Below are 23,919 nucleotides of genomic sequence, written 5' to 3' on the forward strand. Positions count from 1 at the left end.
TTGTCAGCGTTGCCATATTTCTCTGCGCCAGCACGGTTGTGTTGGCGTTTTTTTTATCGAAATAACTTTTATTTTTCATATGGTTAATTGTTGTTTTTCAAATAAACCACTTCGCTGTTTTTTCTAAAACAGATTAAAAGCCGCAGGCAACCGTTACCCGGATACTAGCGCCATCAACACGATGCGTCGCCAAAACAGAGCGCCATCAACACAGCGGGTGAAACGGATATGAATACCAGACCAATGATCGATGCGGTGATAGCTCGCCTCCAGCAGCACTTACCTGCACGGCGGATTGTGTCCTGCCCAGAAAACATTCTGAACAGGCCAGATCTCCCGACGCCCGGCGATGTGCTGGTGGGGTATCGCGGCTCCGAGTTTTCCGCACCGGAAGATGCGGATTCTCCGGTTCAGACGCAGCGGCCACAGCTGATGGTGGCCGTGCTGCTGCCGGAGCTGGATGGCGAAGACGGCGTGCTGGCCACGCTCGATATCGTCCGTCAGGCACTGGGAGGATATCGGCTGCCTGACTGCCATCGCGCTATTCGATTAGTACGCGACCGCTACGTGGATTACACCGAAGGACGCTGGCATTACGCCATCGATTGCACCACAGAAACCCTTTTTATCGAAGACCGCGAGCAGACGGATGGTCCACTGCTTACCACGGTTAATTATGAGGAGAAAGACGCATGAAATACCGCTACACCGGCCCCGCCAGCGGCGTCACGCTGGCAGATGGTCAGGAAATCCTGCTTTGGCCCGCTCAGGTGACTGAACTGCCGGCAGATCATGAGTATGTAAAAACGCTGATCGCGCTGGGCTATTTGCTGCCTGTCGCGGGTCAGGTTCTGGCTGATAGCGCAACGGAGGTGACCCTTGGCCGCTAATTATTTACACGGTGTAGAAACCATTGAAGTTGAAACCGGTGCTCGTCCGGTAAAAACCGTCAAATCTGCGGTGATTGGGCTGATTGGTACGGCGCCGCAGGGTGCGGTAAATGACGTCACGCTGTGCCTGTCTGAAAAAGACGCGGCACAGTTTGGTAGCCAGTTCGGCGGCTATACCATCCCGCAGGCGCTGGATGCCATTTACGATCATGGTGCGGGTACGGTTCTGGTTATCAACGTGCTGGATCCGGCGAAACACAAATCGTCTGTGAGCGCAGAAAAAGTCACCTTTGACAAAGCGACCGATACGGCACAGTTGGCGAACCGCGTGGTTGCCAAGCTGGTCCTGACGGCGGCAGAAGGCAGTCAGCCGTTTGTCGAAGGTCAGGACTATACGCTGGATGCACAAACTGGCGTCCTGAAAAACCTGGGCAAAAATATCGATGCCGCCGCTGTGGTTAGCGCGTCTTATGACTTTGCTGATGTCACGAAAGTGACTGCCGCCGACATCATCGGCAGCATCAACGCCGCGGGCAAACGTACCGGTATGAAGCTGTTGAACGATACCTACAACCTGTACGGCTTCTTTGCCAAGATTCTGATTTCGCCGGTGTTCTGTACGCAAAATAGCGTAACGACCGAGCTGATCGCACTGGCGGACAAACTGGGCGCGATTGCCTACATCGATGCGCCAATCGGTACCACTTTTGCGCAGGCGCTGAGCGGCCGTGGCCCGGAAGGCACGATCAACTTCAACACCAGCTCTGAACGCGCTCGCCTGTGCTATCCGCACGTCAAAGTGTACGACGCGGAAACCAACAGCGAACGTCTGGAGCCGCTGTCGGCGCGGGCTGCGGGTTTGCGTGCCAAAGTCGATTTGGAAAAAGGTTTCTGGTGGTCATCATCCAATCAGGAAATCAAAGGGATCACCGGCGTAGAGCGCCAACTGTCCGCAATGATTGACGATCCGCAGAGCGAAGTGAACCTGCTGAACGAGCAGGGCATCAGCACCATTTTCAACAGCTACGGCTCCGGTCTGCGTCTGTGGGGCAACCGCACCGCAGCCTGGCCAACCGTGACGCACATGAAGAACTTCGAAAACGTGCGTCGTACTGGTGATGTGATCAACGAATCCATCCGCTATTTCAGCCAGCAGTACATCGACATGCCGATCAATCAGGCGCTGATCGATGCGCTGGTGGAATCCGTCAACGCCTACGGTCGCAAGCTGATCGGTGATGGCGCACTGCTGGGCTTCAAGTGCTGGTTCGATGCCGCGCGTAACGAACAAACCGAACTGGCGGCAGGGCACCTGTTGCTTAACTACAAATTCACTCCGCCGCCGCCGCTTGAGCGACTGACCTTTGAGACGGAGATCACCTCGGAATACCTGGTAACGCTGGAGGGCACTAACTGATGGCCGGGAAAATTGAAGTAAACCGTATTACTAACGCCAACATCTACATCAACGGCACCAACCTGCTGGGGCGTGCGCAGGAAATCAAACTGCCGGATGTCTCCATGATTATGCAGGAGCACAAGGCGCTGGGCATGGTCGGCAAGATCGAACTGCCTGCGGGCTTCGACAAGCTGGAAGGTGAGATCAAATGGAACTCATTCTACCGCGAAGCGATGCTGGCGGCGGCGAACCCTTACCAGTCGCTGGCGCTACAGTGTCGCTCCAGCGTGGAACGCTACGGCTCACAAGGCCGTATCGAAGAAGTGCCGCTGGTTACGCACATGACCATCATGTTCAAAAAGAATCCGCTGGGCACGTTCAAACAGCACGAAAACCCAGATTTTAGCAGCGCGTTCAACTGCACCTACATCAAGCAGGTGATGAACGGTGAAGATCTGCTGGAACTGGATTATATGTCCAACATCTTCATGGTGGGCGGCGTGGATCAACTGAACAGCTACCGCGCCAATATCGGCGGTTAATTTATCTTCCAGGCCCGCCAGTGGGGCGGGCGTTTCTATCAATCAATGAGGTGACTATGTCAGCAAAAGTATTTGATATTATCGACTTGGAAAATAATATTCATTTTCAATGCCGCGAAGATGTCTACATTTTGGATGCTGCGGAAGAAGCGGGTTTTGATTTACCGTATTCCAGCCGTGCTGGCGCGGATCCTTCATCGGTAGCACGTTTGATTTCTGGTCAAGTCGATCAAAGCGATGGTTCCTATTTAGATGACAACCAGAAAGCGGCCGGCTTCTTTCTGACTGATACCTCTTACCCGCTAAGCAATTGTGTTGTTCGCTTCTATGCAGAAGATGAGCTGCATCATTAATTATCAATGTTCGCGTTATCGTAATGAAAGGGGCTTCGGCCCCTTTCTTATGCCCGCCATTTTCGTTTTCTAATTCACTTTAAAATCGTTATTCCGCACCATACGCGATACTGCTCCCGACATTTACTAAGGAGCCGTTATGCACACTGAAACCTATTCTCTGCAATTCCCTTATACCACCTCTGCTGGTCAACGCGTGGAGTCCATTTCGCTCAAGCGTCTGAAAGTCAAAGACATCAAAGCAGTGAAAAAAATCAGCGATGACCCAAGCAACTGGGACGACGCGCTGCTGTCACGCATGACCGGTCTGGTGCCGGAAGACATCGATGAGATGGACGCGCAGGACTACATGGCGCTGCAAAAACGATTTCAGCAACTACTTGGGTTGGATAACGCAGCCGGCGCTGCTGTGGAAAGCGCAAGCCCTGCTGGCGAGGTGGTTTCGCTTTCAGCCGAGTGAGATTGATGCGCTTGAACTGGACGACTTTGAACACTGGCTGGATGAAGCCAGCGAACAGATAAAACGTGAGAACGGTGAGGAAGACTGATTACTGACAGGATTAATTAGGCCACCATCCACCCAACCCGGCCAGCGACAGGACGCTGGCCGTTTTCCTCCCTCACCACCTGTCTTCTTCCCCCGCTTATCGCTCGTCCTTTTCCTCGTTTTATCCCCGGTTTGTGATGGGGAAACCACACTGGAGCGGCGCAAGCCGCCGTCTCCGATCCGCCCCGCAAGGGGCTTTTCTGAATGAGAGTGAACCGTGGATATGCTTTTAAACGGTGTCATGCTGGGCAGGGCGTTTGGCGCCACGCTGGATGACACAAAAAAATCGCTGCAGCCACTTAGCGATAAACTCAAACAAGCTGAGGAGTGGCAACGTCTGTTTAATCAGTCGCTGGAGCGTTTTGGCAATGTCAGTTTGCGTAGCACACAAGTGACGTCCCGACTGAGCCAGTCACTAAGTAAATTGGTAACCAATCAGGAACGGCTGGAGAGTATCCAGTCACGTCAGGAAACGCTACGTAGCCGTCGTGGTGAACTCGCCGAGGATTTTCAGACTAAGCGTGCGCAGTTTGATTCTGTCATGAAGCCGATTGTGGCGTCGGTCACACGCTATGCGTCGTTTGAGACGCAGTTGCGTGGCATTAGCGTTGCTCATGGGATATCGAGTGAGCAAGAAAAGTTGATGGGGCAGCGCCTGCGTCAATCTTCTCAACAGGTGAACCAAAAGCCAGATGCATTGCTCGGTAGTGCCGGGCAACTGCTTGCTTACGGCATGTCACCGGATCAGGCAACGGATGTTGCGGCAGTTTTAGGGGAAACGTCAACGGCCTCTGGCGCGGCGTTGTCCGATCTTACTGCACTGTCGGCCACATTAGATGACGTGTTTAACCTGAAAGGTGCTAAGGCGCTGGAGGAATCCTTCTCCCGTATGCTGGCGGGCACTAAACAGGGGTTCTCCATGGCGTCGATGACGCAATATGCGACTGCGCTGGCTCCAGGATTTACGGCAATGGGAGCGACGGGCAATCAGGCGCTGAGTCAGTTGGTTTCCAGTCTGAGCGCGACAAAAGGCGCGGATACGGAAGCGAACACGGCTGCCCGGCTGGAGAGCTTTATGAATGCCGTGGGACGAACCGACATTGCCGACAGTTACTACAACGCGGGCGTAGATTATAACGCGTCACTAAAAAGCTATATGAAAGGCGGCTATTCACAGTACGACGCTGCGGTTCAGATTAGTAACCAATTCATCGACAGCAAAGGTAGCCAATTCCAGCAACTGTGGGATAAGGCAAGTAAAGCGGGCAACGTCGACGCACAGCAAAGTTTAATGCAGAGCTACGGGCTGCAGGAGGTGTTCCGTACGCCAGAAGCGGTAAATCATGCGATGTCGATGAAACAGAACTGGCAGAGCTATCAAGCTAACCAGCAGGTGATGAATAGCCCGGCCGCTACGCAAACGCTGGGTCTCGACTTCGCCCGACAGAATGACACATTGACCGCGCGCTGGAATCGAATGACAACGTCGTTGCTGAATATTGCACTCAATGTGGGTGAAGCGCTGGTGCCAGTATTGGTTTCTCTGAGTGATGCGCTAATCCCCATTTTGGATCAATTGGTGACCTGGACGGCGGCGAACCCTGAACTGGTTCGCGGGATCGTGATGGCCGTTGCTGGTTTCTTCGCGTTCAGAATGGCATTGAGCGGGGCGAAACTGGGGATTACCACGTTGTTATCGCCTTTGCAGAGCGTTTGGGGCGGTATTTTGCAAGTTCAGCGCGGCTGGCAATTGTTCAATGCGGGATTAAGAACGACGGGCGTATTGCAAGGTGTGGGAGCGGCGCTGAACTGGTTGGTTGGCGGAGCCGGAACATTAGGGCGCATGCTTGGCGGTATGTTAAGTAGTGGCTTGATGATGGCAGGCCGAGCAATATTGGTGCTGGGGCGCTTGCTGCTGACAACACCAATTGGTTGGATAATTACCGCGATTGTAGGAGTAGTTGCATTGATTTACTACTACTTTGATCCAATCGCTGCATTTTTCAAAGATCTCGGTTCAAAAATTGGCAATGCTTTCGATGCGGGTCTGGAAGCACTCAATAATGCGGTATCTGGTGGCGTAGTGGGTATTACAGCCTTACTGCTCGATTGGTCACCCTACGGTGTGCTGTATTCCATCTTTGCTGATACCGTTAGCGAACTGGGTATTCAGCTTCCCAGCAGCCTCAGTGAGCTCGGTGGCGTGATTATTGACTCCTTGGTTAAGGGGCTGGTCAGTTATTTCCCCGAACTAAAAAATGTCCTGAAAACGATCGATGAGTTTATTCCCGATAGTGTTAAAGACTTTCTGGGTATCGGCTCGAAAAAAGTGTCTGTAGAAGCCAGCGGTCAATCTGTGGCTGCCAGTGTTATGACTCCATCCGTTCTGCAACCCACTCAAGTATCTGCATTGTCGCTACAGCCGACGCAGCATGTTGAATCACCTAAGGCTGAAAAGGACGTGGGGCTCGTAGCAACGCCGCAACAGCGGGTTGCAATGACATCATCTGTCGGTGGAGCGAAAGGTAAGTTAGTCAGCGCAGCCCCTTCCGAACGTGTTCAGGTCGCTTTCTCACCCACCATTTATCTCAACGGCCAGAAGGCCGCGCCAACGCCTGAAATGACGAAGACGCTGACGCTTAGTATGAATGAACTGGAAAATATGTTGAACAAGCTGCTCGCTCAGCGTGAGCGCAGGGGGTACGCCTGATGTTTGCGGTATTAGGAGATATTGAATTTAAAGTGACCGCCTACTGGGACGGCTTTAATTCGTCATTCGGGGCAGATTATGCCGAGCATGGCCGTATTGAGGGTAAACCCGGTCTGCAATTCATCGGCGCGAAGCTGGACGAGATTCGCATTAGCCTGGTGTTTCACCAGCAATATTGCACGCCGGATGTGGAACTGAAGCGGTTGAATGAGGCGATGCGAGCGCATCAGGCGATGGCGTTGGTCTTCGGTAATGGGGACTATCGCGGCTGGTTTGTGATTACGGCACTGACCTCGACCAGCCAACATACCGACGCGAAGGGCAACGTATTGGCTATGAATGCTGAACTGACGCTACGCGAATACATTGGCGATCCGAAGAATCCCCTCAAGCCGCCAGCGATACAGACGCCTGTTCCTAACGTCAGCGCAATCACCAAGGCGGTCGAGAAAGTGAACGACTTTGCGACCTCGTTACGTACGGCCGTTACGTATGCCAAGAAGGCGCAGTCTGCCTTTAAAGCGGCGAAAACCACGGTGCAGATTGTAAAACGGATGAAGAAAAATCCCGAAACGGCGCTGTTGCAAGTTCCCGGGCTGTTAACGCAAGTCGGGAATGTATTGACGCCGTTAAGTGAGGTGGAGCCCGCGTTTAAAAAAACGGCAGAAGCCATTTCTGATGCCGCCGTTCAGGCAGAAAAGATGATGCCTGAAATTACGGCGGTGAATAAAGCGGCGAATGATGTGCTGAAACAGGTCAGGCAAGTTGCCGACTTGTTGCAGGGCGTCGACAGTAAAAACGTCATCGAGAGGGTGGAAGCCATCAGTAAACATGTTGATGCAGCTAGCGACACGTTTAAAGGCGCGGAACCTGCGCTGAGCAAACTGACGGCGGAAATTGTGAAGAGGGTTGAAGCATATGCACCTTGAACATATCACTACACAGGGCGAACGCTGGGATACCTTGTCCTATCGGTATTACGGCGATCCGCTCGGCTATCCGCGGATCATTGCCGCGAACCCGCATATTCCGATTGTGCCACTGTTGCCATCAGGCCTGGTGGTGCTGATTCCGATTATTGAACAGGCAGAAGCCAGTAATGCGGAGGACACCCCACCATGGCTGCGTTAACGGAAGAACTAACCTTGCTCTCGCCCGCCGTGTCGGACGTGCTGCAACCGGCGTTCACTCTGTGGTATCAGCAGAAAGACATCACCAATGATATCGCGCCGTATGTCACCAGCGTGACGTATACCGATAGCATCAAGAATGAATCGGATGCGATCGAGGTCAGGCTCGACGATACCGACGGCCGCTGGATGGATAAGTGGTATCCCGGTACAGGCGATACGTTATCACTCAAGCTGGGCTATCGCGGTGAAACGCTGTTTAACTGCGGCACGTTCTCGATTGATGAGATTGAGGTTAGCGCACCGCCCAGCGAAGTGATGATTCGTGGCGTCGCGACATCGGTCAACCGTGCATTGCGAACCAAGTCAAATCGCGGTTTTGAAGATACGACGCTAGCCGCCATTGCGACACGCATCGCGAAAAAGCATCAGTTGATGCTGGTAGGCAAGATTCAAATCATCAAGATCGATCGTGTTACGCAATATGCGGAAACCGATGTCGCTTTTCTAAAGCGGCTTGCCAGCGAATATGGCTATGTCGTGAAAGTGGTTAGCGACCAGCTGATTTTTTCTCATCTGGCAACACTGCGCAGCCAGGCACCTGTTCGACAAATCAAGCCAACGGATGTCGCGCGTTTTTCACTGCGCGACACCATCAGCCACGTCTATAAAAACGCCAAGACGAAATATCAGAAAGGGAGTGAAAAGAAACTGATGGTTTATGAAGCTGACGGAGGCGTGAAAAGCGAAATGAAGTCTGCTGGCGCCGAGACCAGTGCAGATACGTTGAAAGTTAACGCCCGCGCGGCGGATGCCTCTGGTGTGCGGATGAAAACGGATGCTGTGTTGGATGCGCATAACGAAAAGCAACAAACGGGATCGATGACGCTGATGGGCAGTCCACAATTGGCGGCGGGGAATAAAGTGGAGCTGGTGTCGTTCGGCCAACTTTCTGGTCAGTGGTTGATCGAATCGGCTCGCCATGTTCTGGAACGGGGTAGTGGTTACACCACGGAGATTGGGTTGATTCGCGGGCCGATTACAGCGGGCAAGAGAAAATCGGACAGTGGAAAAACGCTGGTGACTTACCACCCGGATGGCAGCCAGACAACACAAACGGTTAAGAGTAAAAAGGATGTGGGGTTATGAGTTTATCTCGTCGAATTGGCACGATCAGTGCGCTGGATGAGGTTCGCGTGATGGTGCGCGTCCGTTTACCTGAGTGTGACAATCTGCGAACGGCCTGGCTGCCGGTATTACAGCGCAATACGCAGAACAATAAGGATTACTGGTTGCCGGATATTGGCGAACAGGTTGAAGTGCTGCTGGATGACAACGGCGAAGATGGTTTGGTGCTGGGGGCGATTTACTCCGTTGTTGATGTACCAACGTTGGCAGATAAGGACAAAAGGGCGGTAACGTTCGCTGACGGTGCGCATATTGAATACGATCGCCGAACGCATACGTTAACGATCAACGGCGGCGTGCAGCATATTGCGATTAGTAGCGGGACTGACGTGGTAGTTAACGCGCAGCGCGTCACTATCAATGCGCCAGAAACGACGGTGACTGGCAAGCTTCTGGTACAAGGGCAACTCACCTACGAGAGCGGGATGTCCGGTTCCGGCGGTGCCAGCCTCAGCGGTGATGTCAGCATCTCCGGCAACGTCAGCGCCAGCGGCAGCGTCATGGACGCCGGCGGCAACTCCAACCACCACTCGCACTAGCGTTTTCCTAAACCGCTTTAATATTCCTTCCTTTCACCGGGGGCGACAATAGCCCCCTATGAAAACTCAATCTGTTTTTTGGCAACCGGCGCTGCAACGTTCTGGCGAGATCGTCGAAGGAACGGCAGATATCATGCAGGCGATTCACATCATCCTGCGGACACCCTGCGGCAGCGACCCACATCGGCCTGACTTTGGTAGCAATCTACATCTGTATCTCGATTATCCGATCGATCGTGCGATCCCGCATGTCGTCAGGGAATCGGTAGACGCGATCAAACGATGGGAACCTCGCTGCCAGCTATTGGCGGTTAAACCTTCTGTGAATGGGGCTCACCTGACGCTGCACGTTAGCTGGAAAACCGCTAACGGCGCGACACAGACCACGGAGTTGTTATGGCGCTGACAGAACCCAATTTTATTGAACGCGATGCGGCGAAGATTACCGCCGAAATGATCGCGAAATATGAAGCTGATTCGGGGAAAACACTCTATCCGGCGCAGGCCGAACGCCTGCTGATCAACCTCTTTGCTTACCGGGAAACTTTATTGCGTAGCGCGGTCCAGGAAGCCGCCAAGCAGAACCTGGTCGCGTTTGCTCGTGCACCGATGCTGGATTATCTGGCAGAACTGGTCGGCGTCTCCCGTTTAGCGGCACAGCCAGCGCGTGCAGAGCTTCGCTTTACCCCCGAAACACCGTTAGTCAGCGATCTGCTGATTCCTGCGGGCACGCGCGTTAGCGCATCGGATAGCGTGATCTTCACTACCGACAGCGACGCACTGCTGAGAGTGAACGGTAGCGGCGTCACCGTGTTGGCGACCTGTACCGAAAGTGGCGATGTGGGCAATGACTGGCTGCCTGCCCAGATCAGTACGCTGCTGGATGAGATTGGCGACAGCGATTTAAGCGTTGTCAATATCACCAAAAGCAGCGGCGGTTCCGCCGAGGAAGATGACGATCGCCTGCGTGAACGTGTTCAACTGGCACCGGAATCGTTCAGTACGGCGGGATCGAAACTGGCGTATCGCTTCCATGCGATGCGGGCACACCAAAACATTGTCGATGTGGCGGTGATGTCGCCCGAACCGGGTGAGGTGGTGCTGTATCCGTTACTCAGCACTGGCCTGCCGGACAGCAGCATGCTCTCGCTGGTGGAAAGTTTTTGCTCCGACGAACAGGTGCGCCCACTGACGGATTTTGTCTCTGCCAAATCCCCCACGCAGGTGGATTATGCCATTAACGCCAAATTGACGCTGTTTAACGGCGAACAGGCTGGTGTCGTTCAGGCTGCGGCAGAGAAAGCGGTGCAGGCTTGGGTTGAGACTCGTGCAGCCACGCTGGGGCGTGACATTGTCCCAAGCCAGATTATCGCCACGTTATCCATCCCCGGCGTGTATCAGGTGGAGCTCGTTTCGCCGTCATTGATGGTGCTTGATGACAGTGAATGGGCGAACTGTACAGGCATCAATGTCAGCGTCGTCGGGGTGTCGAATGGCTGATTCACTACAACTGCTACCACCGCCGCTGGCGGCTGACGCCAGCTTTCGTTCGCTGGCGGAGCTGGCCGACCGCTTGGATGACATCGATCTGAATGCTTTGCTGGTTTATCTGATTGATATCACTGACGGCAGTGTGTTGCCCTGGCTGGCAGAGCAGTTCTCGTTGTTTGGCGACGGCTGGGAACTGGCGGAATCGGATGATTCCAAACGTGCGCTGATCAAAGCCTCTATCGATCTGCATCGCAATAAAGGAACACCCTGGAGCATTAAAGAGAGTATCCGCCGCTTTGGCTTCGGTGACAGCACGTTGATCGAGAACATTGGCCGCCTGAGCTATGACGGTGAAACCACCTACAACGACCTGTATGTGCACGGCGACAAAGCCGCGTGGGCAGTTTATCGCGTGCTGCTAAAACAACCGATTACCAACGATCAGGCCAGCATGCTGCGCAATGCCATTGGGATGCTTGCCCCAGCGCGATGTCATCTGGCCAGCATCGAATATTGGGCCGTGCCTATCCGCTACAACCGGACGGCAACTTACGACAGTAACTACAATCATGGGAGCGCTTGAACATGGCGAATTTGTCAGAGAACCCACAATGGGTTGACGGCATTTACCAAATCGAAACGTCAGATCCGGTCGTGGGTGGACCGGACGGCGTTTCAAACCGGCAGGCTAAAGAACTGGCCAGTCGTACCAGCTATTTGAAAAAAGAGCAGGAAAAAACGGGCAGCGATCTGGCGACACACGCCGCCGCCGCCGATCCGCATACGCAATATGCGCCGAAGGCGAGTCCCACTTTCACTGGCACGCCGAAGGCGCCAACGCCGGCAACTGACAGCAATAGTCAGCAGGTGGCGACGACGGCGTTTGTGAAATCTGTTAGTGCAACGAAATTGGCGAAAGACCAAAACGGGGCGGATATTCTGGATAGAGAACTGTTTAACCGCAATCTTGGTTCATCGCGTGCATATAGTTCCTCGATCCCTATTGGAGGAAGTGCCGGTTTATGGACAACAGCTGAGTTTATTGGCTGGTTAGAAAGTCAGGGTGCCTTTGTTCATGCCTATTGGGTGTGTCGTGGATCGTGGTCATATTCCCACAATAAAATTATCTCTGATACAGGGTGTGGTCAGATACCACTGGCTGGCTCCGTTGTTGAGGTTATGGGGCAAAACGATGCCACGACAATCAGGGTAACTACGCCTTCAACAACGCCAGCTGGGCTTAATGATTCAGCGAATGCTCAATTCACTTATGTCTACAACGGTGTTGATTATTCTCCTGGTTGGCGACGTGATTACAATACGAAAAACAAACCTACCGCGGCTGATGTAGGTGCGTTACCTGAGAAAGCAGTCGCTCAGGCGGCGGTAAAACTTGCAACACCCCGGACAATCAACGGCGTGCTGTTTGATGGCACCGCTAATATTGCGCTGACTGCCGAAAATCTCGGTTTAGGAGAAACGGTAAATCTTGCTGCTGGTGCTTTGGAAAAAGCCAAAAACGGTGCGGATATTTCCGACAAAATAGCGTTTTACAGTAACGTGTCATTACGTGGAACGCTGGGTAACGGTATGACATTCGCCAACTGTGATAAATCGGGTGACTATGTTGTGATGATAACCGATCCCAATACTGTTTCTGATATGCCGACGTATAAAGGTCAGAAACTGTATGGATACGGTGTACTACATGTCTCTCGGCGCGATAATTTTGTCGGGCAAGAATATATCAACCATAGTGGAGACTATGCCTGGCGGCAGAAATGGGATGATGGTGTTTATGCGCCTTGGGTGATTGCACTAAGCTCGTCTCGCGTACCGACAGCAACTGATGTAGGGGCATATACCAAAGCAGAGACAGATACCCATGTCACTGCTGCAATTACAACTGCTAATAATGCCGCAACGGAAGCAGCGAGTGCCAATGCTAACGCTAATAGTCGTGTACCGTCCGTGCGCAAGGTGAACGGTAAAACATTAACAGCAGATATCATGTTAACGGCGGATGATGTAGGCGCTATGCCTGCAAATTCATCTGGTACGAGAATATGGATTTCAGGTGAATACCCACCAGTAGCAAGCACGCCACTTGTGGTGACCCATGGGTTGGCCAATATCAATCCTTTGCACTGTCGTTGTGATGTTTTGGTTAAATGTATTGTTGCTGAAGGTGAATACCGTGTAGGCGATTTTGCTATTAACCCTATGACGCTTTTTATACAAAACAGCGTCGGACATCCTTACTCGTTATTGCCTGCATTGAATACTAGCACTATTCAGTTGAACATGATGCATCATCTTGTCGCGTCATTTAAAACCAGCACAATAGGCAATCAACAACTGAATATGTCTAATTGGCGTTTCATTTTCCGCATTTTTTACTAGATGTGTCGTAGATGGATATCCAATGTGGGGTCAGAAAGACAACTGAATTTAATTGGTAATGGAACAGAAGGAGCTCGTCTAGCGACAGAAGACGAAATTGACGCTCAAAAACATAGTTCTGGTAAGTTTGATATCATGGTGAAACAAGCTAATGGGTCGATCGTCAAAATCGGTCAATAACGCAAAACTGATATAATACACGGTGGTTATAAAAAATCGTGCCCATAAACTTGTCATTATAAATTAGCGGACGTGGGGCCCACCTACAGCAAGATGGTGGGCTTTTTCCTTCTATATCTTATGGTCATGCATAATCCACTTGCTTTGTCTGCACGTGGTGTTTGTTCGTTGTATTCCTATTACCAGCCAAAAAGCGGCGCGATAGCAATTTCCTCTGCGCCAGAGTGACCAGAAACCCGGTAAACATGTTATTTTCATTGATAAGTTCTTTACTGTGTCGCCGCAAATGAGAGGCCAGCATGGATTACACCAAAATTATCAAAGAAGTTGGGCGCGGGAAAAATCATGCGCGTGATGTCGATCAGGCCACGGCTTATGAACTGTATAGCGCGATGCTGCGCGGTGACGTACCGGATCTGGAACTCGGTGGGCTGCTGATTGCGTTTCGCATCAAAGGCGAATCTGAAGCTGAGATGCTGGGCTTTTATCAGGCGATGAACGAGCATGTGTTGCGCCTGACGCCGCCTGCGGGTTTTCCTATGCCCATCGTGCTTCCCAGCTATAACGGGGCACGTAAGCAGGCTAATCTGACGCCGCTGTTGGCGCTGCTGTTGGCAAAACTGGGTTTTCCGGTCGTGGTACATGGCGTCAGCGACGATCCGACTCGTGTCACCAGCGCGGAGATTTTGCGTAACCTCGGCGTCACGATTGCGGGCAATGCCGAGCAGGCTCAGCGCGAACTTGATAACGGTAGTCCGGTGTTTATCCCAGTTTCGACGCTGTGCCCGGCCATCGATCGCCAGCTACAGCTGCGCTGGCGTATGGGGGTGCGTAATAGCAGCCACACGCTCGCCAAGGTGGCAACGCCCTTTGGTGAAAGCGACGCGCTGCGTGTTGCCAGCGTTTCCCATCCTGAATATGTTTCCCGCGTGGGGACGTTTTTTAATGATATCAATGGGCGTGCGCTTCTGATGCACGGCACGGAAGGGGAGGTTTACGCCAACCCGCAACGCTGCCCGGAAATTCATTTTATCCATCAGCAGAATACCAAGGTACTGCAACTTCGGCAGGATATCAGCGTCGCACCCGATGCGTTGCCGATTGCGAAGGATGCCGCTACCACCTCGCGCTGGACGGTACAGTGCCTGACGGGTGAAATTGCGATACCGCAGGCGATTCGTCTGCAACTGGCGTGCTGTCTGGTTGCTGCCGGCGAAGCGGCGACAATGGAACAGGCGGTCGCTACGATTAAGAAGCGCCTTGGCTGACGGGTTCGCCGGAGCGGATGTGGACGCGGTTTATCACGCCACACCATGCTGTCAGGCGGCTGTCATTTGAAGAGAGAAGGAATAGCATGCAACAGGTAGCGGACTATTTTAATGCCTTGAATCGCGACTATCTTGCGGTCCATCAGGCGAAAGAAGAGCTGTTTTGGCAACTGTATATGGGAACGGGCAACGATGAGGTGTCCGAGCGTTTCTCCGCCGCAGAGAGTGCGTATAAGCGCTTTATTTCACAGCCGCAGCGTCTGGCTGAGCTAAGAGCCCATCTTGCGACACTGGAAAACAGCCCGCGTAATGAGCAACAGCAGGCGCTATTACACGGCTTGCAAGGCTGGTATCGGTTTTTCGACTGTAATGTGATTGAAGATCCACAGGCTCAGGCGCTGATGGATGAGATCATTGCCGCCGAAAGTGCGCTATACGCCAAGCGTAAATCCTATGAAATGACGCATCTGGATGCTAAGGGTGAACGTGTTTCCGCCTCACTTGGGGAACTGCTGACCAACCAGGCGACCAATGATACCGAAGCCTATCGTCAGAGCTCCCAGCAGGCGCTGCGCTCCCTTGAACAGTGGCTGTTGCAGAACGGTTTCCCCGAGCTGATTTCACTGCGCAACCGCTTCGCTCGCCAGATGGGTTACCGCAACTATTTTGACTACAAGGTCAATAAAACGGAGCGGATGACGCCGGAGCAGCTTTTTGCCATCCTCGATCCTTTCGAAGAACAGACCCGTGAAGCGAATGCGCGTAGCCTGAAAAACCTGGCGAATGAAAAGGGCGACGATGCGCTGCAACCGTGGAATATTCGCTATGCCAGCGCGGGTGATGTAACGCGTCAGCTCGATCCTTATTTCCCTTTCTCAGCGTCGCTGGAGCGCTGGATTAACAGCTTTAAGCGATTGCGCATTGGGTTTAACGGTGCAGAAATGCAGCTCGATTTGCTGGTACGCAAAGGTAAATACGAGAACGGTTTTATGCACGGCCCGGTGCCGCCGTTTGTGCAGGAAGGAAAATGGGTTCCGGCGCGGATTAATTTCACCAGTCTGGCAAAACCGGATCAGATCGGCAGTGGTGCCAGTGGTATTAATACGCTGTTCCATGAAGGTGGACACGCCGCGCATTTTGCCAATATTAAGCAGAATGCGCCCTGTTTTTCACAGGAGTTTCCGCCAACGTCGATGGCCTATGCCGAAACGCAGTCCATGTTTTGCGACAGCCTGCTGGGTGACGCTGACTGGTTAAAACGCTATGCAAAGAATGCGCAGGGAGAGACGATTCCTGATGAATTGATCCGTGCGGATATCAGCACGCAGCAGCCAATGCGCGCTTTCAATGAGCGACACATCCTGCTGGTGCCGTACTTTGAGTGGCAACTCTATTCATGGGACGACGAGGCGCGTACGCCGGAAGCAATGACAAAACTGGCGCGCGATACCGAGCAGCGCATTTTGGGTATTAGCGGTAGCCCGCGCCCGACGCTGGCGATCCCTCATCTGCTGTCAATGGAATCGGCGTGCTCTTATCAGGGGTATCTGCTGGCGTTGATGGCGGTGGAGCAGACGCGCAGCTATTTCCTGCAACGCGACGGCTATCTGACGGATAACCCCGCTATCGGGCCTGATTTAGCGCAGCACTATTGGCTGCCGGGTAATAGCGTCAGCCATGACGATACGCTGCGTAGCCTGACCGGTGAGGGTTTCAACCCCGCCTATCTGGCACAGGCTTGTAATCTGACGGTCGATGAAGCCTGGCAACAGGCGCAGGGCACGATGGCGCAGTCGGCTACGCGCCCTCAGCCTGCAGCGGATTTCGATCTGTCAGCTCGTATTCGCGTGGTCGATGGTAGCCGCGTGCTGGCGGATAATGCGCAGGGTGATGAGAAGATGTGTCAGGATTTTGCGGCGTTTATTGAGCAGGCCTATCCACACTCAGAGGCATAATGTTCGCTAACATAGCGAGTAAGAAAAAGGGGGCGAAAGCCCCCTTGTTGATCAGGATACGTGTTGCAGGAATTCACGCAGACGGTCGCTGGGTGGATTCGTAATCAGCGTTTCCGGGTCGCCATCTTCTGCGATGCGGCCTTTATCAATAAAAATCAGACGTGAAGCCACTTTATGGGCAAAGCCCACCTCGTGGGTGACGATGACCATCGTCATGCCTTCTTCGGCCAGATCTTTCATGACGGTCAGCACTTCGTGACGCAGTTCCGGGTCGAGGGCTGACGTTGGCTCATCAAACAACATCAGCTTCGGTTTAACGGCTAACGCGCGGGCGATGGCTACACGCTGCTGTTGACCACCGGAAAGCTCGGAAGGGTAGTGATGAGCGCGTTCTGACAGGCCCACTTTCGCCAGTAGTTCCAGCGCCAGCTTCTCGGCATCGGCTTTGTTCGCGCCGCGTACCCGAATAGGGCCGAACGCGACGTTTTCCAACGCGGTGAGATGCGGGAACAGATAAAACTGCTGGAATACCATCCCGGCTTCCTGACGGATCAAACGCTCGTCAACGCGCGGGTCGTTCACTTTCAGGCCGTCAACAATCAATTCGCCGCTGGTAATTTCTTCCAGCTTATTGATGCAGCGCAGCAGGGTGGATTTACCCGAGCCTGAAGGCCCGATGATGACCACCACTTCACCCTGGCCGATGGTGAGATCGATATTGTGTAAGACCTGTGTCTTGCCAAAGTGTTTGGATACGTTTTTAAATTCAATCATATAATCTTAAGTCTTCTTTCCAGACGACGCAGAATAAAGCTGAGGATTAGCGTGATGCACAGGTAAATAATGGCAACCGCAGTCCAGATTTCCAGCGCACGGAAGTTGCCCGCGATGATTTCCTGCCCTGAACGAGTCAGTTCAGCTACGCCGATCACAATAAACAGCGACGTATCTTTGATGCTGATAATCCACTGATTACCCAGCGGCGGCAGCATGCGGCGCAGGGCAAGTGGGGCAATCACATGGCGCAGCGTCGCGCGGCGAGACAGCCCAAGCGCCAGGCCCGCTTCACGGAAGCCGTTATGAATTGACAATACCGAACCACGGGTGATTTCCGCGATGTAAGCACCGGAGTTAATCATAATGGTCACCACGGCGGCGGCAAAAGGATCAATCCGCACGGACGTGAAGATCATCGGCAGGGCGAAGTAAATAAACATCACCTGCACAACAATCGGGGTACCGCGAATAATTTCAATAAAAACGAGCGAGATGCGGCTGGAAAACCAGCCGCCGTAGGCGCGGGCAAAACCCGCGACCACGCCAATCACCAGGCCGCCAAGCAGACCCAGAACAGAAATCAACAACGTCATTTTTGCCCCTTCCATCAGGAGGGGCAGAGAAGGCCAAATGGCACTCCAGTCAAACTGCATGGAATATCTCCAGATTAAATCGGCAATTACTTAGGTTCTACGCCAAACCACTTCTTGTAGATCTCAGCATAAGTGCCGTTTTCACGCAGTGTTTTCAGGGCGCCATTCACTTTTTCACGCAGCTCATTGCTGCCTTTCGGGAACGCGATGCCGTATTGCTGGGCTTTAATAGAGTCACCTACCGCTTTAAACTGGCCATTGCCTGCAGTTTTGATGAAGTAGAGGATATTTGGTGTGTCGTGCAGCACGGCGTCAGCACGGTTGGTGCCCAGTTCCATATAGGCGTTGTCGATGTTCGGGAACTGGCGCAGATCTTTGGTTTTGATATTGGCTTTCGCGTAATCAACGGAACCTGTGCCGCTCTTCACCGCAACCACTTTACCCGCTAAATCCTGCTCGCCTTTGATATCGTTGTTGTCTGCTTTGACCATCACCAGCAGGCCGCTGTTGTAATAGCCGTCAGAGAAATCGATTGCTTTTTTGCGCTCTTCAGTAATGGTAATACCTGCAAGCGCCAGATCGATGTTACGCGTTTGTAGTGCAGGAATAATGCCGCCGAAGTCCATTGGCTTCAGGGTGTACTTCAGGTTGAGCTGCTTAGCGATAGCATCCCAGAGATCGATGTCAAAACCGACGTACTTGTCGCCTTGTTTGAACTCAAAAGGGACGAAAGCGGTGTCTGTAGCGACAATCAGTTCTTTCTCAGCAGCATAGCTGGATACGCTCATCATTAGCGTCAGTGCAGCCAAAGAGGCCTTAAGTAGTGATTTCATTAAATCCTTCCTATTAGCAGTTGTGGGAGCTTTTTGTTTTACAGGCGTTTTACGCTTTGTTTTACAGGTGTTTTAAGCATAGTACATCGTACAAAAGTGAAGCCTGAGTCAGTTACCCTGTGTTGTGCTTAACCTGTTGCTTTTATTTATTGCCCTGCCAGCGGTGAAATTTTCACCTCCGATTCGCTCAGGCAAGGCGCTGCTATGATTAACTGATTTATACGAGGGAAACAACCGTTGATTGGTGTTATGGCCAATTAATGCAGGCAAAAGCTAATTTTTTGAGCGTCTTAACGGATAAAATGCGTGGTTTGTGCGGGTTGTACCAGAAAAGGGGACCGCTTGAGTGGGGAAGATAGCAGTAAAAAGGCTGCCTAAGCAGCCTTGAAAGCGTTCATCGGACGATAATGCCGATTATTCAATGTTTGATTCAATGAACCACAGGAACTGATCCAGATCGCGTGATGCGGCGGTCAGGATGTCCGCAGAGGCCTCATCTTCCGTTTTACCAATTGCCTTGCGTACGTTGTTGGCGACAATCGCATAACGTTCTGCCAGCGCCTTCAGGTGATCCTGAACGCTATGGATGTTGGTTGGATAGCTTTTGAGTGAGGTTTGTTTACCCACAATTTGCACGGTACCCAGCGCCACACCGCCTATCTGCACCACGCGCTCGGCGATGGTGTCCTGATGGTCAATAATCGAGGTGCGGAAGCCATCCAGCATTTCATGAACGGCGATAAAGTTTGCACCGCGCATGTTCCAGTGCGCCTGTTTGGTAATCAACGACAGGTCGATGAAATCAACAACAAGTTGGTTTAACAGTGCGATCGTCGAGGTTTTAACGCTATCATCCAAATCATTGCGAGTGTAAAGCAGTGCGGACGGTGCTGATTTCACGAGTTTGGCGGTAGACATAATAGTTATCCTCTCTTTAATTATTCATAGTCTTACTGTTCAATGTGATTAATTATAGCAGTGATAAAAATTAATATTGAAAAGAATTACCTATCAAATGAATAGCTCTAGCATAACGATGTTGTGGGTATTTGTAGTCAGGATTTATCTGATATCAATAATGCGGTAAGCCGTAATGTAAGTGCAATATTTTAATTGCCTCTGAAACATCATCTCATATATTGATAAATATCATCATCACTTAGGTGAAAATAGTTATTATTCGTCAGCTATCCTCATTAAAATAGGACGGCAGCGTTGTTTTCCCCTTAAAACAGATGTGTGCGGGTAAAGAGAGTCGTGCAGAATGAGAGTGAATATTATTGGCACCAGTGGAAGTGGTAAATCTACGCTCGCTCGCCGCTTGTCTGAAAAACTGGCTATTCCGTACGTTGAAATGGATGCGTTGTTTTGGCTGAAGGACTGGCAAGAACGGACAGATGTCGATTTTTTTCACTGTCTTGAAAGCGCGTTGGAGCCTGACAGCTGGGTGCTGGATGGCAACTATAATCGAACGCGTGATATCAAATGGCGCAATGTTGATGTCGTGATTTGGGTTGATTACAGCTTTAGCCGTACGCTTTTGCAGGCGGTACGGCGTGCCTCTCTTCGGGCATGGCGTAAAGAGGAACTCTGGAGCGGCACGGGTAATAAAGAGTCTTTTCTCCGCAGTTTCCTTAGTCGGGATTCAATTATCCTCTGGACAATAAAAACCTATTCAAGAAACCGGAAACGGTATTTGGCGGATTTAGCCGACCCGTGCTATCGCCATATCCGTTTTATTACTTTGCGTTCTCCTCGGGAATGTGAAATTTTTCTGCAACACTTCCCAAAGGAAATACACACTCATTCTGCTTGAGTCGTTACTTTGGCTGCACCCGCCGGTTTTATCGTCAGCGTTGCGCCGATTGACGCGATGATAATAAAGATAAGCGCCATCCACTGTATGAACGATAGATGCTCACCGAGGAAGAGGATCCCGGATAGGGCGGCAATCGCGGGTTCCATGCTCATCAGGGTGCTGAACGTTCTGGCGGGCAGGCGAGTCAATGCCACCATTTCCAGAGAATAAGGAAGTGCGGTGGACAGGATGGCGACGGCAATACCGAGCGGAAGTATTGATAACGAAAACAGCGTGCTCTCGGCGTAATATGCACCGATAGGGCAGAAAATCAGCGCGGCAATGCAGGAACCGATTGCGACGGTTCCCGGCCCATGATTTGCGCCTGCTTTTTGCCCAAACAGGATATAGAGCGCCCAGCAGGCACCGGCACCCACGGCGCAAGTTGCCCCCGTCAAATCAACATTGCCGATATTGTGACCCAGCGGTAATAAGAACCATAGCCCAGCAACGGCAAGAAAAACCCATAAAAAATCAATAGGTCTGCGTGAGGCTAGCATCGCAACGGCAAGCGGGCCGGTGAATTCCAGTGCGACAGCAATGCCGAGCGGTACCGTCTGCAATGAGAGGTAAAATAGAAAGTTCATCCCGCCTAACGTGATGCCATAAACCAGCAATGGCAGGCGGTTACTGCTAAAGCGCATACGCCACGGCTTGAAGATGATGCACAGAATGATCGTACCAATACCCAGACGCAACGCCGTTACGCCAGTCGCACCAATGAGTGGAAACAGACTCTTGGCCAGAGCCGCGCCGCTTTGGATAGAAAGCATTGAGATAATGATGAGGAATACGGGTACAAATGATGACGAGCGGTGGGAAAATAAGGTCATGCTTTTGGCCTTAAAACAGGTATAACATTCCGTTGCTATTATATCCAATTGTAAACAATTTGTCTGGTATGAATTGACTTTTATTGACCTTTATTTACGCATCATTTAATTGCTTTATTTTTGCTCAATTCAATTAGCATACAAACTGAGCGGGAAATTAAGAATTGTCTGTTTTAGGGCCTTGCGGTGAATTTATTTTTAATCTAACTGTCACAATAAAAAAGCTAATATAATTAGTGTGATAGGTTGATTTTGACAATATTTGTTACATCTAAAGGCTAATTGATAAATATTTATAGGGCGGCAAGTCTCGAACTTCTTTGTTATATTTACGGTGTTAGCTAGTCTTTCATAAAATAAATTTGAGGCTGTAAATATGAAAAAAATCGCGTGTCTTTCCGCTCTGGCTTGTGTATTAGCCGTTGGCGCAGGTTCTGCATTTGCTGGTCAAAGTACTGTAACTGCAGGTTATGCTCAAGGTGATGCTCAGGGCGTACAAAATAAAGTTAAAGGTTTTAACCTGAAATATCGTTATGAGCAAGATAATAACCCACTGGGCGTTATTAGCTCTTTCACTTACCTGGAAAAAAATGGTAGCGATGGCAGTGACTACAGCAAAGGCCAGTACATGGGCTTCACTGCTGGTCCAGCTTACCGTCTGAATGACTGGGCAAGCCTGTACGGTGTTGTTGGTTTCAGCCACGGTAAAGTCACCAATAACGCGACCAACGGTCTGAACAACAGCAGCAATGACGATTACGGCTTCACCTACGGTGCTGGTGTTCAGTTCAACCCAATCCAGGACGTTGCTCTGGATGTGGGCTACGAACAAAGCCGTATCCGCAGTGTTGACGTTGGCGCCTGGGCTGTTGGCGTAGGTTACCGTTTCTAATCTAACCCTGTAGGGGTTGTTTACCCTCAGCGTTGGTTGTTAGATGTGTCGGAAGAATCCGCTCTTTTCAGGGCGGATTTTTTTATGGCGAGCTTCCTGCCCGACACCCTGCGGGCCATCGCAAGCGGCATTTTTTATGTCTGTTTGTCAAAGCTGCAACGAGTTTCGCCCGTCATTTAGTCAGTCACTTTCCAGTCGGTCGATATCCGGTCATCTTTGTCGCCATTGAGCAAAAGCTGCCGTGTCGGTCTGTCATAAGATTTTATCTTGACGTTAAGATTCTTTATGTGAAGATATTGACCATCAAGCAGCAATGATTGGCTCAAGTTATTGAGGTTAGACATGGTAGTGACATCAACGGCCCGCACGCGGGCTTTTCTTTTCTTCACGATTATCCTGTTGGGATTGAATTTACGTCCCGTACTGGCGGGGATTGGCCCGTTGCTGAATCAGATTCAGGCCGCAACGGGTCTGGATGACAGCATGGCGGGCATGTTAACCACGCTCCCGGTGTTCGCTATGGGGTGGTGTGCGTTATATGGCGGTCAGTTGCAGGCACGTCTCGGAGAGTATCGGGGCATCACATTGGGCATTGTGGTGATTGCCCTGGCGTGTGGTGCACGCTGGTGGCTGAATAGCGGTATTGCTCTGCTGGTTAGTGCTGCGCTTGCCGGGGTCGGGATTGCCTTAATTCAGGCGCTGGTGCCGTCGTTTATCAAACTCCATTTTGGCCGTCATAGCAGTCTCCTGATGGGCTTTTATACCACGGCTATTATGACCGGAGCGGCGTTTGCGGCTTCATCGGTTTCTCCGCTGGCAAATGCGTGGGGCTGGCAAAGCGCGCTGGCCTGCTGGGGGATCGTGGCGTTGGTTGCCACAGTGGCCTGGCGGTGTGTACCTAAAGCGTATACCGCGAAGCAGGAGGCGGCGGTCGTTCTGGCGACGCGCAGAAGCGGGATGGACTGGCTGCTGATGGTGTTCTTCGGTATTGGTACGGGTGCGTATACGCTGGTGCTGGCATGGCTGCCACCGTATTACATTCAACTGGGGATGGATGCGACGCAAAGCGGCCTGATGTTGGGCGGATTAACGCTGACGGAGGTGATTTCCGGCTTGCTGGTGTCCACGTTTATCAACCGCTTTCCCGATCGGCGCAGGCTGCTTCTCCCTATTTTGATTGTGATGTTGATAGGGATGATTGGGCTGATCGTCGCGCCGCTGACGTTTACGTATCCCATTATTATCATGCTGGGCATTGGCATTGGTGCACTGTTCCCGCTATCGCTGATTGTGGCGTTGGATCAGGTAACCGAATCACATAAAACCGGTTCACTGATGGGATTTGTGCAGGGCGGCGGCTATATCCTCGCCAGCCTGATGCCGTTGCTGGCCGGTTTTATTCGTCAGCATACGGCGGGTCTGGAACAGGCCTGGATGATTATGACTGTCGGTGTGGTCGTGTTGATTATCATGGCGACCCGCTTTGCTCCGGTGAAGAGCCTGAGTCGCTAAGCGGTTTGTGGTGTTGTAAGCGAGCG

27 protein-coding genes are annotated in these 23,919 nt (G+C 51.8%); 22 read left to right on the plus strand and 5 right to left on the minus strand.

Annotated elements, in window-relative coordinates; translation table 11 throughout:
• The first annotated feature begins 228 nt into the window (after positions 1 to 228).
• From R9X49_RS04515 to R9X49_RS04605, 19 genes are all read left to right on the plus strand, one after another.
• A complete protein-coding gene (locus R9X49_RS04515) occupies positions 229 to 696 on the plus strand; it encodes a Gp37 family protein (RefSeq protein ID WP_319847364.1) in 468 nt (155 codons plus the stop codon).
• On the plus strand, positions 693 to 890 hold the full coding sequence (locus R9X49_RS04520) for a hypothetical protein (RefSeq protein WP_107167957.1): 198 nt from the start codon (positions 693 to 695) through the stop codon (positions 888 to 890). Before R9X49_RS04515 ends, R9X49_RS04520 begins: the two co-directional genes overlap by 4 nt.
• Positions 880 to 2,307, plus strand: coding sequence for a phage tail sheath subtilisin-like domain-containing protein (locus tag R9X49_RS04525; protein WP_319847365.1), 1,428 nt, complete (start codon positions 880 to 882; stop codon positions 2,305 to 2,307). The genes R9X49_RS04520 and R9X49_RS04525 overlap by 11 nt, the downstream gene beginning before the upstream one ends.
• Positions 2,307 to 2,831, plus strand: a complete 525-nt coding sequence (locus R9X49_RS04530; protein WP_048260796.1) for a phage major tail tube protein — start codon at positions 2,307 to 2,309, stop codon at positions 2,829 to 2,831. The genes R9X49_RS04525 and R9X49_RS04530 overlap by 1 nt, the downstream gene beginning before the upstream one ends.
• A gap of 56 nt (positions 2,832 to 2,887) precedes the next feature.
• On the plus strand, positions 2,888 to 3,184 hold the full coding sequence (locus R9X49_RS04535; protein ID WP_052234710.1) for a 2Fe-2S iron-sulfur cluster-binding protein: 297 nt from the start codon (positions 2,888 to 2,890) through the stop codon (positions 3,182 to 3,184).
• A gap of 139 nt (positions 3,185 to 3,323) precedes the next feature.
• On the plus strand, positions 3,324 to 3,644 hold the full coding sequence (locus tag R9X49_RS04540) for a phage tail assembly protein (protein ID WP_015839833.1): 321 nt from the start codon (positions 3,324 to 3,326) through the stop codon (positions 3,642 to 3,644).
• Positions 3,589 to 3,732, plus strand: a complete 144-nt coding sequence (locus R9X49_RS04545; protein WP_086002476.1) for a GpE family phage tail protein — start codon at positions 3,589 to 3,591, stop codon at positions 3,730 to 3,732. The genes R9X49_RS04540 and R9X49_RS04545 overlap by 56 nt, the downstream gene beginning before the upstream one ends.
• A gap of 222 nt (positions 3,733 to 3,954) precedes the next feature.
• Positions 3,955 to 6,441: a phage tail tape measure protein gene (locus R9X49_RS04550; protein WP_319848582.1), complete on the plus strand. Its 2,487-nt coding sequence runs from the start codon at positions 3,955 to 3,957 to the stop codon at positions 6,439 to 6,441.
• Positions 6,441 to 7,370 (plus strand): phage tail protein, encoded by a 930-nt coding sequence (locus tag R9X49_RS04555; RefSeq protein ID WP_319847366.1) that lies wholly within the window; start codon positions 6,441 to 6,443, stop codon positions 7,368 to 7,370. Before R9X49_RS04550 ends, R9X49_RS04555 begins: the two co-directional genes overlap by 1 nt.
• On the plus strand, positions 7,360 to 7,572 hold the full coding sequence (locus tag R9X49_RS04560) for a tail protein X (protein ID WP_180741347.1): 213 nt from the start codon (positions 7,360 to 7,362) through the stop codon (positions 7,570 to 7,572). Before R9X49_RS04555 ends, R9X49_RS04560 begins: the two co-directional genes overlap by 11 nt.
• Positions 7,560 to 8,720 carry a phage late control D family protein gene (locus tag R9X49_RS04565; RefSeq protein ID WP_319847367.1) on the plus strand — a complete coding sequence of 387 codons (1,161 nt, stop codon included), beginning with the start codon at positions 7,560 to 7,562 and terminating at the stop codon, positions 8,718 to 8,720. Before R9X49_RS04560 ends, R9X49_RS04565 begins: the two co-directional genes overlap by 13 nt.
• A complete protein-coding gene (locus R9X49_RS04570) occupies positions 8,717 to 9,298 on the plus strand; it encodes a phage baseplate assembly protein V (RefSeq protein ID WP_319847368.1) in 582 nt (193 codons plus the stop codon). Before R9X49_RS04565 ends, R9X49_RS04570 begins: the two co-directional genes overlap by 4 nt.
• 58 nt (positions 9,299 to 9,356) lie before the next feature.
• Positions 9,357 to 9,704 (plus strand): GPW/gp25 family protein, encoded by a 348-nt coding sequence (locus tag R9X49_RS04575; RefSeq protein WP_015839839.1) that lies wholly within the window; start codon positions 9,357 to 9,359, stop codon positions 9,702 to 9,704.
• On the plus strand, positions 9,695 to 10,798 hold the full coding sequence (locus R9X49_RS04580) for a baseplate J/gp47 family protein (protein WP_319847369.1): 1,104 nt from the start codon (positions 9,695 to 9,697) through the stop codon (positions 10,796 to 10,798). Before R9X49_RS04575 ends, R9X49_RS04580 begins: the two co-directional genes overlap by 10 nt.
• A complete protein-coding gene (locus R9X49_RS04585; RefSeq protein WP_319847370.1) occupies positions 10,791 to 11,372 on the plus strand; it encodes a phage tail protein I in 582 nt (193 codons plus the stop codon). The genes R9X49_RS04580 and R9X49_RS04585 overlap by 8 nt, the downstream gene beginning before the upstream one ends.
• Before the next feature lie 2 nt (positions 11,373 to 11,374).
• Positions 11,375 to 13,192: a hypothetical protein gene (locus R9X49_RS04590; protein WP_319847371.1), complete on the plus strand. Its 1,818-nt coding sequence runs from the start codon at positions 11,375 to 11,377 to the stop codon at positions 13,190 to 13,192.
• A 24-nt stretch (positions 13,193 to 13,216) separates the two neighbouring features.
• Positions 13,217 to 13,372 carry a hypothetical protein gene (locus R9X49_RS04595; protein WP_319847372.1) on the plus strand — a complete coding sequence of 52 codons (156 nt, stop codon included), beginning with the start codon at positions 13,217 to 13,219 and terminating at the stop codon, positions 13,370 to 13,372.
• A 299-nt stretch (positions 13,373 to 13,671) separates the two neighbouring features.
• On the plus strand, positions 13,672 to 14,640 hold the full coding sequence (ybiB, locus tag R9X49_RS04600) for a DNA-binding protein YbiB (protein WP_319847373.1): 969 nt from the start codon (positions 13,672 to 13,674) through the stop codon (positions 14,638 to 14,640).
• Between the two features lie 86 nt (positions 14,641 to 14,726).
• Positions 14,727 to 16,595 (plus strand): M3 family metallopeptidase, encoded by a 1,869-nt coding sequence (locus R9X49_RS04605; RefSeq protein ID WP_319847374.1) that lies wholly within the window; start codon positions 14,727 to 14,729, stop codon positions 16,593 to 16,595.
• A 51-nt stretch (positions 16,596 to 16,646) separates the two neighbouring features.
• Here R9X49_RS04605 and glnQ read toward each other — a convergent pair whose 3' ends face one another.
• From glnQ to dps, 4 genes are all read right to left on the minus strand, one after another.
• Complete coding sequence (gene glnQ, locus R9X49_RS04610; protein WP_039351001.1) at positions 16,647 to 17,369, minus strand: glutamine ABC transporter ATP-binding protein GlnQ; 723 nt, start codon at positions 17,367 to 17,369, stop codon at positions 16,647 to 16,649.
• A complete protein-coding gene (glnP, locus tag R9X49_RS04615; RefSeq protein WP_015839847.1) occupies positions 17,366 to 18,025 on the minus strand; it encodes a glutamine ABC transporter permease GlnP in 660 nt (219 codons plus the stop codon). The genes glnQ and glnP overlap by 4 nt, the downstream gene beginning before the upstream one ends.
• A gap of 26 nt (positions 18,026 to 18,051) precedes the next feature.
• On the minus strand, positions 18,052 to 18,798 hold the full coding sequence (gene glnH / locus R9X49_RS04620; protein WP_039480175.1) for a glutamine ABC transporter substrate-binding protein GlnH: 747 nt from the start codon (positions 18,796 to 18,798) through the stop codon (positions 18,052 to 18,054).
• A gap of 414 nt (positions 18,799 to 19,212) precedes the next feature.
• Positions 19,213 to 19,716 (minus strand): DNA starvation/stationary phase protection protein Dps, encoded by a 504-nt coding sequence (dps, locus tag R9X49_RS04625; RefSeq protein WP_015839848.1) that lies wholly within the window; start codon positions 19,714 to 19,716, stop codon positions 19,213 to 19,215.
• Between the two features lie 346 nt (positions 19,717 to 20,062).
• Here dps and R9X49_RS04630 point away from each other — a divergent pair, with 346 nt between their 5' ends.
• Complete coding sequence (locus R9X49_RS04630) at positions 20,063 to 20,614, plus strand: adenylate kinase (protein WP_319847375.1); 552 nt, start codon at positions 20,063 to 20,065, stop codon at positions 20,612 to 20,614.
• Here R9X49_RS04630 and rhtA read toward each other — a convergent pair.
• Entirely contained in the window at positions 20,602 to 21,489 is an 888-nt protein-coding gene (gene rhtA, locus R9X49_RS04635) for a threonine/homoserine exporter RhtA (protein WP_319847376.1), read from the minus strand. The two genes, R9X49_RS04630 and rhtA, sit on opposite strands and share 13 nt — an antisense overlap.
• A gap of 376 nt (positions 21,490 to 21,865) precedes the next feature.
• On the opposite strand from rhtA, the gene ompX reads away from it, so the two are divergent.
• Together ompX and R9X49_RS04645 are read left to right on the plus strand one after the other, a co-directional pair.
• Positions 21,866 to 22,381: an outer membrane protein OmpX gene (gene ompX, locus R9X49_RS04640; RefSeq protein WP_180777033.1), complete on the plus strand. Its 516-nt coding sequence runs from the start codon at positions 21,866 to 21,868 to the stop codon at positions 22,379 to 22,381.
• A gap of 342 nt (positions 22,382 to 22,723) precedes the next feature.
• Entirely contained in the window at positions 22,724 to 23,893 is a 1,170-nt protein-coding gene (locus R9X49_RS04645) for an MFS transporter (protein WP_319847377.1), read from the plus strand.
• The last annotated feature ends 26 nt before the right edge of the window (positions 23,894 to 23,919 follow it).

Source organism: Pectobacterium carotovorum, from assembly GCF_033898505.1.
Classification (GTDB): domain Bacteria; phylum Pseudomonadota; class Gammaproteobacteria; order Enterobacterales; family Enterobacteriaceae; genus Pectobacterium; species Pectobacterium carotovorum_J.